The 13,995-nt window shown below is 51.0% G+C and carries 9 protein-coding genes and 1 pseudogene; 5 read left to right on the forward strand and 5 right to left on the reverse strand.

Translation table 11 applies throughout. The features are described 5' to 3' along the window. Positions 1-80: 80 nt before the first annotated feature. The 4 genes from MLE19_RS20295 (at position 81) to MLE19_RS20310 (ending at position 3,972) form a co-directional block, all read left to right on the forward strand. Positions 81-1,046 (forward strand): Bug family tripartite tricarboxylate transporter substrate binding protein, encoded by a 966-nt coding sequence (locus tag MLE19_RS20295; RefSeq protein ID WP_240720021.1) that lies wholly within the window; start codon positions 81-83, stop codon positions 1,044-1,046. A gap of 69 nt (positions 1,047-1,115) precedes the next feature. After that, on the forward strand, positions 1,116-1,589 hold the full coding sequence (locus tag MLE19_RS20300; protein WP_240720023.1) for a tripartite tricarboxylate transporter TctB family protein: 474 nt from the start codon (positions 1,116-1,118) through the stop codon (positions 1,587-1,589). Then, the gene (locus MLE19_RS20305) at positions 1,586-3,103 is read left to right on the forward strand and encodes a tripartite tricarboxylate transporter permease (RefSeq protein ID WP_240720025.1); all 1,518 of its coding nucleotides are present in this window, start codon (positions 1,586-1,588) and stop codon (positions 3,101-3,103) included. Before MLE19_RS20300 ends, MLE19_RS20305 begins: the two co-directional genes overlap by 4 nt. 173 nt (positions 3,104-3,276) lie before the next feature. Further along, positions 3,277-3,972, forward strand: coding sequence for a FadR/GntR family transcriptional regulator (locus tag MLE19_RS20310; protein ID WP_240720027.1), 696 nt, complete (start codon positions 3,277-3,279; stop codon positions 3,970-3,972). A 249-nt stretch (positions 3,973-4,221) separates the two neighbouring features. On the opposite strand, the pseudogene MLE19_RS20315 reads toward MLE19_RS20310, so the two are convergent. The 5 genes and pseudogenes from MLE19_RS20315 to MLE19_RS20335 form a co-directional block, all read right to left on the reverse strand. After that, positions 4,222-5,376: pseudogene (locus tag MLE19_RS20315) on the reverse strand (IS3 family transposase). A gap of 593 nt (positions 5,377-5,969) precedes the next feature. After that, the gene (locus tag MLE19_RS20320) at positions 5,970-7,763 is read right to left on the reverse strand and encodes a hypothetical protein (protein WP_240720029.1); all 1,794 of its coding nucleotides are present in this window, start codon (positions 7,761-7,763) and stop codon (positions 5,970-5,972) included. Further along, entirely contained in the window at positions 7,760-8,239 is a 480-nt protein-coding gene (locus MLE19_RS20325) for a hypothetical protein (protein WP_240720031.1), read from the reverse strand. Before MLE19_RS20325 ends, MLE19_RS20320 begins: the two co-directional genes overlap by 4 nt. Continuing rightward, a complete protein-coding gene (locus MLE19_RS20330; RefSeq protein ID WP_240720033.1) occupies positions 8,239-9,417 on the reverse strand; it encodes a dsDNA nuclease domain-containing protein in 1,179 nt (392 codons plus the stop codon). The genes MLE19_RS20325 and MLE19_RS20330 overlap by 1 nt, the downstream gene beginning before the upstream one ends. 1,019 nt (positions 9,418-10,436) lie before the next feature. Then, positions 10,437-12,602 carry a TonB-dependent receptor gene (locus tag MLE19_RS20335; protein ID WP_240720035.1) on the reverse strand — a complete coding sequence of 722 codons (2,166 nt, stop codon included), beginning with the start codon at positions 12,600-12,602 and terminating at the stop codon, positions 10,437-10,439. Between the two features lie 248 nt (positions 12,603-12,850). Between MLE19_RS20335 and MLE19_RS20340 the strand changes: the two genes are divergently transcribed. Then, positions 12,851-13,750, forward strand: coding sequence for an ABC transporter substrate-binding protein (locus tag MLE19_RS20340; protein ID WP_240720037.1), 900 nt, complete (start codon positions 12,851-12,853; stop codon positions 13,748-13,750). Positions 13,751-13,995 lie beyond the last annotated feature (245 nt).

Consider the following 13,995-nt stretch of genomic DNA (forward strand, 5'->3'; position numbering starts at 1 on the left):
GCTTCCCGGTGGCGGTCCTTGCAGGTCCTAGCCGGGCCTTCAGAACTCAACTAACAAGTAAACAACAAGAGAGATAATCCATGCGAACGCTTACACAACTGCTCTGCACTTCCCTGTTGGTGGCCACCTCTACGGTTGCTGTTGGTGCCGACTACCCTTCCAAGCCGATTACACTGATTGTGCCCTGGTCCGCTGGTGGCGGTACCGACGCCGTGGGTCGGCAGTTTGCTGCCGGTCTACAGGAAGAGTTGGGGCAGCCTGTCAATGTAGTCAACCGTACAGGTGGTGCTGGTGTTGTCGGCCACGTAGCAATGACAAGGGCTCGCCCCGATGGCTATACGTTAGGTTTGGGCACCGCTGAGATCGCCACCTATAGGCACATCGGTACTGCCGATCTGTCCTACGAAGACTTCACTCCGATTGCTCTGCTTAATCTCGACTACGCGGCGTTCACTGTTAGCGCTGATTCACCGTGGAAGAACCTGGATGACGCGCTTGCCGATCTCGCCGAATCGCCAAATGAGTACACTGTGTCGGGCTCCGCTCCTGGTGCAGCCTACCACCTGTCTTTTGCCGGTTTCCTGGACCAGCAAGGCATCGATCCGAACACCGTTAATCTAGTGCCCAGTGAAGGGGCGGCTCCGGGGCTGCAAGAATTGGCGGCGGGTGGTGTCGATATCGTCTTTTCGTCGCTACCCGAGATCGATTCCATGCGTGAAGCCGGTCGTGTCCGCACGCTGGCGGTCTTGTCCACAGATCGTGTAGATGCTTTCCCTGATACCCCGGCAGCCGGTGAAGTGACGGGTGATGAGTGGACACATGGTTCCTGGCGCGGCCTGGTAGCCCCCGAGGGCCTGCCGGAAGATATCTCTGAGCGCCTGCTCACCGCGGCTGACAATGTGTGGAACTCCGACGACTTCCAGTCGTTCATGGAAGGTCGGGGCTTCGGCGCTGTATGGGAAGGTCCGGAAGGTTTCGAGGATTTCATGGCCGAGCAGGACGCCAACAACGCGTCCATAATCGACAAGCTGGGCCTTGCTCAGTGACATGCCTGAATAAGCGCCGTGTCCACGGCGCATTGACTGAGGCGTTACCACGCCCGGGAGATAGCCATCATGCGCACCAGTGATGCGGTATCGGGAACAATGGCGGCGGCCCTCGGGGCCGTCCTCATCGTTGCTTCTGCCGACCTGGATCCTTTACCACGCCAGGTTTACGGTGCCGGGACCTTTCCCAAGGTGGTAGGGGGCCTGCTGCTACTGATGGGTGGTCTTCTAGTTATCAAAGGGCTTAAACAACGTCAAGCTTGGGCGCGGTGGACATCCAAGGTGGCCCTGCGTCCTTTTCTGCAGGCACTGGCGGCGGTGGTGGCCAGTGTCGTTGCCTATGTATTGCTGACGCCAGTACTCGGTTTTCCCATCGTTGCTACGGCATTGTTGACGCTATTATTTCGCGCTTATCACCGCCAAGGGTGGTGGCGTGCTTTGTTATTTGCAGCAGTGGCTACGACGATGATCTGGATAATGTTCGCTCAGCTTTTGCATGTGCCACTGAATCCGGGATTGCTTGAACAGGTGCTTTACCGATGAACGAACTGATGCAAGCCGCCTCTATGGTATTCAACGGGGAGGTGATCCTGGTGATCTTCGCGGCCTCCTTGTTTGGGTTGTTTATGGGGGCCATACCGGGACTCACCGCCACCATGGCGACGGCCTTGCTGGTGCCGGTAACCTTTTTCATGGAGCCGCTGCCAGCGATTGCCGCCATCGTCTCCGCTACCGCCATGGCCATCGTTGCTGGGGATATACCCGGCGCGCTGCTGCGCATGCCGGGAACCCCGGCGTCGGCGGTCTATGCCGACGAAGCCTATCTGATGGGTAAGAAGGGCAAACTTGGTCTGGCCCTGGGCATTAATGTCACCTGCTCGATGCTGGGCGGCGTTATCGGGGTGGCGGTGCTTGCGCTGTTCGCGCCAAGGATTGCCGAGTTCGCACTGCAATTCACCAGCGACGAATATTTCTGGCTAGCTCTTCTGGGCCTATCCTGCGCGATTCTTGTAGCTGGTGGTGATCCGCTCAAGGGTGCCATCTCGATGTTGATTGGCCTGTCATTGGCACTGGTCGGCATGGACAGTGTCTCTGGGCAAGTGCGATTTACGATGGGCAGCTACGATCTGCTGGCGGGCATTTCGTTGTTGCCAGTGCTGATCGGCCTGTTTGCCATTACTGAGTTATTGCGTAGCCTGCCCACAGCGGGGCAGCAAGCCTCTAAAGTAGAGACCCCCAAAGGCAAGATGCTCGATGGTGTGGCCGGTACTGTCTGGCGCTACAAGGGTGGTGTTGCCCGGGGCGGCATTCTCGGCACCCTGATCGGCGCACTGCCTGGCGCCGGGGCGGATATCGCATCGTGGATCAGTTATGCCATTAGTCGCAAGCTCTCTCGGCACCCTGAGAAGTACGGTACTGGTCACCCTGAAGGCTTGGTCTCTGCCAGTGCTGCCAACAATGCGGCTCTGTCAGGCGCATATATTCCCGCACTGGTGTTCGGTATTCCCGGCGACACCGTCACTGCAATTATCATTGGGGTGTTGATCACCAAGGGCATCACACCGGGCCCGGATATCTTCACCGAGCAAGGTGCGCTGGTCAATGCCATCTTCATGGTATTCGTGTTGGCCAACTTACTGCTGTTGCCGTTGGGCCTGATGGCAATCAAGGGCGCTGGAAGATTACTGGCGGTGCCAACAGGTATTCTCTACCCATTGATACTGATGTTTTGTATCGTAGGGGCCTTCTCCGCCAATAACACCATGTTTGATGTCTGGGTGATGCTCGGTTTAGGGCTGGTAGGCGTCTTTCTGATGGAGAACGATTTTCCGCTGGGCCCCTTGATTCTGGCATTTATTCTCGGGCCGATTATCGAGAGCAATTTCATGCGCTCTATTCTCAAGTCCGACGGCGACCTGATAGCCTTCGTCGACAGGCCTATCGCCATGGTGCTAGCGATACTCGCGATCCTGACGTGGACATTGATTATCGCCAGTGGCATCTGGAGAGGTAGGAAAGGGGGCGGTGAAACCAAGGCGCAGGTCAAGGCACCTTGAGCGCAGGGGGCTCTCAATCACTGCTAAATCGCAGTTCAAACATATAGCAGTTCAAGCATATAAAGGTGTCCCTGTTTGGCCGAAAACGTCCAGTCGGTGGCACCTTTGGTATGGTATACGGAAATACCGCTCACCAGCGGCCTCCAGGAAATCAAGCACCGGAGCAAGGCAGGATGGCACAAGACGAGACATTTTCACTGGCTTCTGCAGTCTACGAAAAGATTCTGGAAGCGATCATTGAAGGTCAGTATCCGGTTAACAAGAAACTACCGACCGAGGCGCAACTGTGCCAACGCTATGAAGTGTCCCGCCCGGTGTTGCGTGATGCCTTATCACGACTCAAGGAAGACGAACTAGTGGTGTCTCGGAGAGGCTCTGGTAGTTTCGTGATCCGACAGCCCGACAGCGCTGTTCTCAAGTTTGCGCCGATATCCAGTATTGCCGATATTCAGCGCTGCTTTGAATTTCGTACCAACGTCGAGGCGCGCACAGCACACTTGGCCGCCTTGCGGCGAACGCAGGAACAACTTGATCGGATTCGCAGTTGCTACGATATCATTGACGAAGCTAATGCCCGTCACGAATTAGCAACTGATGAGGACTACCGCTTTCACTTGGCGATCACCGAGGCGGCTAGCAACCATTACTACATCACCGTCATGAAATCACTTAACGAGAGCATAAGAGAAGGCATGAATCTGACTAGGGGGTTGTCGCTGATGGCCTCCCAAGAACGTTTACAGCTGGTGCAGAATGAACACTTGGCCATAGTGGAGGCTATCAGCGATAAAGATGGTGAGCGGGCAGAGGCCGCAATGCGCTTACACATCGATAATGCTCGCCACCGCATGTTTGAGGGGGCTCATTAGGCCGTTCCTCTCTCCTGACACTGGGTTACCTACAGCCCCTTATAAGCCTGGTAAAGCGCGCGCTGTATCTCGCTAGTAATTGTATCGCCGAATGCAAGCAGCCAGTCGTCTCTTAAACTGTTGCCAAGGTACGATGCCCAGCACAGTCGGTGTGGTAGCTTCCAGTGAAGATATTGGCGATAGGTTTCAAGCTACTCTGAACCACTCAGAAAAGTGACAAGGCGGACCAAGTGAATCGCGCCGAGTATTCTAGACACCCGTTAGGCTCTTAAAGTAACGCCTTTTTTTACTCAACCGGTGACAAGTTATCACTTGTGCCGTGTCGGCGCTTTGGGTTGTAAAACATTTCAATGTAATTGAACACGTCACATCTAGCCGCTTCGCGTGTTGAATAAATCTGTCGCTTGATTCGCTCTCGCTTGAGAAGTTGAAAGAAGCTTTCAGCAACGGCGTTGTCATGACAGTTACCACGTCGGCTCATGCTGCATACCAAGTGATTCGCTTTCAGAAAGCTTTGCCAGTCTCCACTGCTAAACTGGCTCCCTTAATCCGAATGCACCATCACCGTTCCTTGTGGCTTGCGTCGCCAGACTGCTGATAACAAAGCATCCAGTACCAACTCCGTGGTCATGCGAGACATCATCGACCAGCCAACCACTTGGCGAGACAACAGGTCGATAACTACCGCTAAGTAAAGCCAGCCTTCGTACGTTCGGATGTAAGTGATGTCCGTCACTTAAGCAACATTGGGTGCTGTCACTTCAAACTGACGGTCTAAAAGGGTTGGGTGATACAACAGCCGGTTTTCCACCGCCATAGCTGCCAGGGCGTCGTCGATAGCCCGTCTGAGAGCGTAAACCTTCCCTACGCATCAGGCGGGCCACTCGGTGCTTACCGCAGGCTTCGCCAGCCTCACGCAAATCCTGATAGACCTTGCGATAGCCATATACACCGCCACTTTCAAGCCAGGAGTGTTTGATCAATCCCAGCAGGCGCTCATCTTCCCGAGCTCGATTAGAGAGCACTTTTTTACACCATGCGTAGTAACCGCTGGGATGCACTGCCATCATCTTACACAAGCGACGTACCGAATATTGGCTCGCATAATGTTGAATAAACGCGTACCTCAGTCGGACTCTCTGGCGAAGTACGCGGTGGCTTTTTTAATATGTCTCGCTCTTCTGATACGCGTTTAAGTTCGGCCTTCAAACAACGGTTTTCAGCTTGGAGATCATCATCTTCTTGCCGTTGTTCTACCGGCTTATCGTAGCGCTTGATTCAGTGGTACAAGCTGTGACCCGACACCCCTAGCCGCTCAGCGACCTCGGCCAGGCGATGGCCGCGCTCTACTACCTGTTTAACGGCTTCGATTTTGAATTCTTCAGTGTAGCGGAGACGGCTCATGGTTCCTCCTAGATACCTTTAGTATAAGGCCTGGAGGTGTCTACGAAACCCTGGGGCGATTCATTGGCCAATGGTCATTCTTGTCCGAAAAAGAGACGTATGAAAGTCACGCAATGTGCCCATTGCTTACGCTGTAAAAGGCATTACTCGTTGTAAATTGGTGCTAGTTTCCTAAAATTTTTTACTATTTTTAAATATATCTATATGATTTTAATAAGTTATTTAGATTTCTGTTTTTAGTAGCAAGAAAACTGAAACTAGCAGGATATGGCCTCCGAAGCCGAGGGTCGCAGGTTCAAATCCTGCCGGGCGCGCCAAATTGTAAAAAAGGGGCCTGCGAAATCGCAGGCCCCTTTTTTGGGTTTTGGTTGCTATCGGCCAGGAGCAGCCTTTTAGGTGCCACTGATATAGCGCATTAACGCTTGCAACACCGGACAATTTGGAGCGAAGAGGAAAATTGTTTCGAGTGCTTGCGTTTGTTATACGTAATCTGCACCATCATCACTTTTTATACATCTGGCCAAAAGCAAGAGCACAATTCATTCTACTTTTCATTCATGGTATTCCCACCTTCAAAATTTCATACTTTGCCGTTACTGGATTTGGCTAGGAACTTGATTATTATCAACTACCCCTAAGTACATTGGCTGCTCAAAGCCAGAAAATTCCGGCAGCCACTCTATGTCACCCTCAGCTGCGTTGTAGTGATACTCTGTGGTAGAAAAAATGATCTGAGCTCGATTATCTTTGCAGATGCTTTTTAACCTAGCGATAAATGCTGCAAAATCCTTGGTTTCAATATCATGCTGCCGTGGTGTATCAAATATTAGAAATTCTATGGAAGTGCACCCCATGGAAATGAACAGTTCAAAGAAGGCAGCTCTGAGAGCAAGAACTGTTCTCAAAAGTGTACTACCACTGAATTGGGATAATTTTTCCGTTCCAAACAGAACATTAAAATCAGAGTCGACAGAAATGTCCCTCGAAACGTTTTTCGTACTGAGAACATCAAGCCATTCAATAATCTTCTTACGATAGGAATTTCTGAATTCGAGAATTCTGATATCATTCGAACCCGCACCGCCCTCAAAAGAAGTGATATCGCCTTGAAGGCCCCTGCGCCTATTCAATAGCTGAACGTAATCCTGTTTCTCGGACTCGATCCTTTCCATTACTTCTTTTTTGCCTTGTCGATCAATAATCGCACGCGTTAAGGCACTTATTACCGCTATCAAAGAGGTTGTTTGGGAATCACCATCTTCCTTCGTCAAATTAGATTCGAGCGAGGCAATTTCTTTATCGAGCTTTCTCAAGCTAGTTGAATATTCATCCACTCTGGTTTCTTGAGAATTAGTATTTCTATCTAAGTCTTTGATTTGATCGCGAAGATAAAGCAAATTTTTCCCGTAGGAATCGGAGCTGGAGGTGAAAAGACCACACCCTGGCGTGAAACAAATATCCTTAAAAGAACTAAAAAGTCGCCGAGATTCTTCGTTAAGAGATAAGGTGTTGATTTCAGTCTCAATTTCGCCCTTTATTTTATTCAACCCTGATATCCGACTTTCTAGATCCTTTATTGAAGTAGAAAGATTAAGCCGCTCATTCTGCTTCTCGCGAATTAGCCTATGTAGAACATAATTTGCATCGTTCGTCGCATCAAAACTATTACGGAGTTCTTCCAGTTCATCACTCAACTGTTCCAACTCACCGTCGAGTTCTGCGACGGAAACGTTATCAATATCGGACTGTTCTTCGAGTTTTCGGATGAACTCTTCAGTGTTGACGATTTTAATATTTACTAAATCAAGCTCTCTTTTCCTTTCTATGAGAAAACGCTTTGCCTCAAACGAATGTTTTGGTGCTATACCAATCCCCAATCTGATCATCTCGGCGTATTGATCTTTTATGAAACTACCTGGGGGCTTGTAAACACTTGTGTAACCAGCGTCTTGGTCTATATAAAAGAGAGGCAAAAATGTCGATATATACGGATATGAGGGCTCGTTCTTATTGGTGGTCAACGCTAGCGGTGAGAGTCCAATTCTCGAAAAAAGGTATTCTGAAATCTCTTGTTCGTTGTAGAATATACGCTTTTCGTTGGAGCCTTGCTCCGATACTTCTATGTGAAACTTATTAGAAAATGCTCTCTCGAAAGTGAAGACACTCTCTTCATGCTCTACAGTGAGGCTGGCTGACGAACATTTCGCCATAATATCTTCCCTGTATCGAACAGGGTATCCAAGCGCGAAAGCAATAGAATGAATGACAGGCGTTTTTCCTGCGCCGTTCGGCCCATATAGCTGGGTAATATCACTAGCAAACACGAGGTTCTTCGAACCCCAACCGTCCTTCCCTGAAGGATGGATTTTTAATTCAACAAGTTTCATTCTAAATCCATTGCAATCTGTTTTTCTATCTGTAAGTCAAAATAATTTCGTTCAATTACCTGAAGCGTATAGCCGAGGTCTGATTGAACATCTATTGCTTTTGATACGACCTTTTTCCCAAATTCAGTAGCTTTAATGCGGGAATCATGACGGTCGACTTCTACAAGGCTTACTGTCTCTAGAAAGGTTAGCGCCTTGACTGTCCGCATCCTAAGATTCGCCGACCATCCCAAGTGTTGGGATGAACCTTTAAAGCCTGAAAACGTTCGCTCAAAGCACTCGCCAATCAACTGACCTAGTTCGTCTGACTTAGGCTTACGGCGTGTTTTGGACAACAAGAGAATAGTCATCGCAAGCAAGGGGAGATGAAAAAGGGCCTCATTACTAAGCCGATGAGTTGCTGAGCCTCTGAATTGATCTAGAGACAATTCAATTTCTTTTTCAGATGCCTCTTTAAAGAATTCTTCGTAATCCATCACGGGTTTCCTCTAACTAAAAATGAGAAAACAGCGCCGAGAAGGAGTTCACGATCCAGAGTGGCAGATAAGTCTTCGTCATCCAAATCTGACAATACTTTATAAATTCGACTTCGAAGAGTTTGCAGGCTTTCTCCAGATTTAACCCACTCAGCAGCATTATTCTCTATTTCTTCAAGAATGAAATTCAGCTCGAACTCTGGAATAGTATGGCGTTTATCTCTAAACCATATATCCCATCGAACTTTACAGTCAGATACGAATCCTATCATTCGCTCTGAGGCACCCGCTTTACTCATCAACCTGTGAATAATCGAAGCATTCTTAATGGCTTGTGAGTCGCCGTTATCTCTTAAACTCTGATATGCCGCTTTGGAGATGCTCAAAATATCTAGCATTTCGGTGAGACTAACGCCTGCTATGTCATCGAGATCCTTTTCACCGATTTCCTCTAATAGTTTACCAAACGATTTCCGTTCAACAAGAGAGATAAGATTGTTAAGGATTCCTTCGCACTCTGAATGCTGCAAATCTATTTCACTGTATTGATAAATGGTCTCTCTTGCCTCAGAGAAGAATTTATCATCGTGCGGATTCAGATAGGAGATGTTCGATTTAAGCTGAAGCTTCTTAATGCGATCTATAATATCCTGATCTTCTATTGGTGTTCCTGGGCTTAAGGCGTCATTAAAATGTTTAAGCAATAATTTGTAATAATTGTTATCGCTACCTTTCTGTATTGCATCACATAACCCCTCTAAATCGTCATTCAGATGAACATTGGTGAGAAAAACGACGTTCCCACAGGAGTTATCAAATCTGATAGTGTGAATAAGGAGTTTTCCAACGTAGCTATCAGTAATCTTGGCTGGTTCGCATGTCTTTGCGCCTTTCCTTATCCCTAAGACATCATTTACAGACCATTGGTAATTCAACTTACCCTTGGTTTTGACCTGAAAGAAATTATAAACATAGTTACCGTTGACATGGAGGCGAGACACGAAATCGTCCTGGTAATCACAATAGACCCGGTCTAGTGCCTCATCCTCCAATAAAGACAAGCACTCGAAAGCCGCTCCGCGAAACTGAGCCTGATAACGGGCAATGGTTTCCCTTCCAATGTTCTCCCGTGGTTCAACTTCATGAAGCTTTGGGCCTCCGCTATTTTCTCCAGCCACGCTCATCTTCCCTTAATAAGTATTTTTCGCCTCATTATACGCATTCCCCTCTCCTTTTTTGATGCTTGAGAGTATTCAGTACGACCACCGTATAACAGCGTATTAGACAGCGCTTTCTATGATTGAATGAACGTGCTGGTACTTTTTTCTGGTAAAAGCAGCCAGCCAAATTCTCTCAAGCCTATGATTCTTTGGGATATGAATTTTCATTAGGCCATATGTTCAACATTCGTGCCCACTGCATTTTCCGATATATCTGCTCAGTGTCGTTTCCAGTCTTGTGCTGCTTAGCTATATGTTGCTTTTTAGTTTCGGCCACGAGCCCAGTTTTCTACTGAATTTAGCCTAGCACAAGCGGCTGAAGTAGGATGAGGCCAGTAAAGTTTCTTTTCAACGCTACTTCGTGGCCTGCTGGTGTGGGCTCGTAATATTTTCCAGTGCTGGCGGGTGTTTACCCGGCGCAGTCTTGATTAAATGAAAGCTGCTAAAAGCCAAAATGCGGGGGAATGTGGTGAGGATTCATAGGGCATGGGTTCGAAAAGTGCAGAGCACTTCAGTCGAGAATGATGGCCTCATTTTCGGTTATTTCTATCCTATGCTCATCACGCTGTTAGCTGCCAATGCCAGGGAAGCGGATCTGAAGAAGCTAAATGCTAGTTCAAGCACAAGACTAAAGCCGACATAAAATCGTTCCAGCGCCTTACCAAATAGTTATGCTCATCCATGACGATATTCCATACCGTGATATGGCTCATTCTTGTCTGGTAGTCTCCGCCGTCGCGGAATTAGCCTCGGTGAATCATATCAGCGGTGCCATCGGGGCTAGGAAGGCTCTGGGCGGGCCATAACGGAACCGGGCCATCCAGAAAATCACCAGTTGAGGTAGTCATAGGCAGCATCTAGCGGGCGACCCAATCGGTAATACATCAAATTAAGCAAGCCTAAGGTAAGCGTGCCGCAAACAGTGAGGGCGCTTCATAGGAAGCGCCCTCATGGTAACGGTAAAGAGGGTGCGTTACTTAAAACTCGACGGTCGCCGAAAGCTTGAAGGTGCGCGGTTCGCCTTGAATCAAATAATTCGCAAAGGACGTCGAGGCGCCTGACCAGTAATTTTCGTCGGTCACGTTGTCGATGCCTGCGCGCCAGATCCAATCAGCGCCACCGACCGGCGTGGTGTAGCGCAGGCCAAGATCGAGGCGTGTCCAGGAATCCAACTCCAAGTCGTTGGCTACATCGGCGTACTGTGACCCCGTGTGCAGGACGCGACCAGTGGCAGTGAGACGCTCGACGAAGGGCGTGTCCCATTCGCCACCAAGCACAAAACGATACTCAGGAACGCCCGTGGCGTCATTTCCTTCGTTGCCATCCTGGGCTTCGGTGAGTTCGGCATCTATCCAGGTCGCGCTGCTGAACAAGCGCACTCCTGTCGTCGGCTCACCGTAAAGGCTTAGCTCCAGGCCGCGATTACGCTGCTCGTTATCCAGGTTGCCAACGCCATCGACGACCGCTGCAGAGGGTAGCTCGATCTGGAACAGGCTAATGCCACCGCCTAGGTTGCCGTAGTCGAACTTAGCGCCCACCTCGTGCTGCTCGGCATGGGCAATGCCCAAGTACTGGCCATAGTTCAGCGCTGCGGTATCGGAGACCGTGCCGCCATCCTGTAAAGCTTCGACGTAGTTAGCGTAGAGCGAGATATTATCCGTGGTCTTGAACACCGCGCCGACAGCGGGGGTGACCCGACGATCGGCATAGCGATTGCTGCCGCCGTCGTTAGGACGTTCGTCGATCTCGAGCTCCTGATAGCGTGCGCCCAGCGTTAACAACAGACGGTCATCGATGAATCCAAGCGTATCGCTTAGCGTGATCCCTTGGGAGCGTTGGCGCCTCACGTTCCCTCCCACGAAAGGCGTGCCATCCGGGCGAGATAAATCGACGGGATCGTAGATGTTGGTTGTGCCTGCCGCGAGGGAATTCCAGTCCGTGTCGAACTTGCGATAGGCGCTAGAGTAGCCAACGGTGATGTCATGGCTAACCGGGCCGGTCAACACATACCCACGCAGCCCCGCCTGGCTGGCGACGTTGTCGATGTGGTTGTTGGTCTCGAAGTCGTTGACACTGGCGTTACCCGCGTCATCGGTAATGCTCGGAGTCGCCGACACGATGCCTTCGTGCGTGCGGTTACCCCCCAAGGCCGCGAAAGCGGTCCAGGTGTTGGTGAGGTCATATTCGGCCCTGACCATACCGAAATCGGTTTCTAGTTCGGTTCCACCGAAAGAGGGGGTGTAGTTCAACGAGGAGTCCGGCGCAGTGGGCACCCGAGTGGCCGCGCCGGTTCTGACACTTGAACGGCCGCCATCCAGGGTGAACTTTTGATGACCGACGTCGAACAATATCCGGCCTCGATCGCCACGGTAGTCGAGCCCAACGACAACAGAGGTATCGCGCTGGTTTTCGTCATCAATGGCGGTGTCACCACGCCCGCGCGTGGCACTTACCCGTGCTCCCCATTGCTTCTGATCACCATAACGCTGGCTAGCATCGACGCCCACTTCGCCGTAGCCATCGGAGCGATAGCCACTGGATAGATTGAGCATCGGGTCATCCCCCGCATGCTTGGGCTCGATGTTGATGGTGCCACCAATTCCGCCGCTCCCGCCGATGGGAATGCCCGACGTAAAGGCGCTGGCGCCTTTGAATACTTCGACGCGCTCGGCAAGGTCGCTGTTGATGATTTGGCGTGGCAGTACACCGTAGAGGCCGCCATAAGCCACGTCGTCACCGGTCAGGTCAAAACCGCGCACTTTGTACGCTTCACCATAGATGCCAAAGCCCAGCCCTACCGATACTGAGGCATCGTTCTGAAGCGTATCGCCCAGTGTCTGGGATTGTTGGTTCTCCATCAGCTCACTGGTATAACTGATGACGTTGAAAGGCACGTCCATCGCGTCCTTTTCACCGATCAGGCCCACTCGGCCACCCGCCGCGATTTGGCCACCGGCGAAGGCCGGAGGTGGCGTATCTCCATAGGTGGGTACGAAGCCCGTGACGGTGACGGTATCCAGGGACTGATTGTCAGCACTCGTTTGCGCCCAGGCGGTCGCGGGCGTAATACCCATCGCGATCAGCGTCAGCGCGCGCAGAAGCCGTGCTTTGCGTGCTGCGTTGGAGGTGTTCCCAAGAGACATAGTGTCGATCCTATCGTTTTTATAGCAGCACCCAGCCGCCGCGTTTTTATGAAACCGATGTAAGAAAGCGGAGGCTTGGCTGTCGTGCCATGATCACCTTTCCCGCATGGCTGTATATGATAAACAAAATGAGATGTATTAACATATGCGGATGATATTTTTTACGTACTGCCTTGCAAAAAATGCGCATTGACGTCTCAATGTGATCCCTTTTTTCTGATGCTCTCGCTGCTATGTGCCACCGGTCGATGCTCTCTTTCTTGGCTCGCTGCTGTTTAACGGCCGCTTGCTTGCTGCCCTTGTCGAGTGCCCACGCGCAGTGGGCCACTATCAACTGGACCATTGCCGAAACGCTACTGGCCATTGACGCGCCGCTGAGTGGTACCGCTCAACAAAATGGCTACCATGAGTGGGTAGGGGAGCCAAGAATTCCCGACGGCGTTGCAGATCTTGGCCTGCGATCACAGCCCAACCTTGAACTCATGGCGCAATCGCCACCGACGCAAACGTTCATTTCGCCGATGTTCGCCAGTTTGACAGAGCGTCTGGAGAGAATTGCCCCGGTCACGTCGTTCTCTCCCTATTCACCCGGCACCCATACCTGGCAAGAGATACAAACACTCACCCGGCAGCTAGGTGAGTTGACCGGCCACCGGCTGCAGGCAGCGCAGCTAATCAACGAAACGCATGCGTTGATGGACTCGCTTCGCCAACAGCGCCCCGATGCACCGCCGCTACTGATGGTGCAGTTCATGGATGCCCGCCATGTCAGGGTTTTTGGCGACAACAGTCTCTATAATGCCGTGCTTGAACGAATCAATTTGACCAATGCCTGGGATCGGCCCACCAACGCCTGGGGATTTTCACTCGTGGGTATCGAAGCGCTCTACGACTATCCTGAGGCCACGCTGGTCGTTGTCGAGCCGGTGCCCGCTGGGGTCGAAGACACGCTGGCGAAAAGTGGTTTATGGCAACATTTACCCAGCGTTAAAAACGCCACTCTATTGCGCTTACCACCAGTATGGAGTTTTGGCGCGCTGCCTTCCGCTCAGCGCTTTGCTCGGGAGCTGGTTTCTGCCCTGACGTCGCGCAACCAGGCTGTCGATCTCTGCCAGGCTGAGATTGCCCAGGTCTTCGTACTGAACTAGCCCTGCTGTTTTGGCTGCCAGTGCGGCGTCAATGGCGCTGCCATCGGGTTGGACATAGAGGAGGTTGACTGGGTTACTGCCTGCACCCAGGCTACTTCTTCATGACTCGCGAGCAATCCGACTCATTCGTAGCTGGTGCGGAACTGGGTTCTTTGCATGCTATGTTGGCGACGTTGATATTCTGTCTTAGCTACGTACTGCTTGAATTCAGGTATTACATTATCCGGCCAATGGGTGGGCTTAAT

This window comes from Vreelandella neptunia, from assembly GCF_022489065.1.
Taxonomy (GTDB): Bacteria; Pseudomonadota; Gammaproteobacteria; order Pseudomonadales; family Halomonadaceae; genus Vreelandella; species Vreelandella neptunia_A.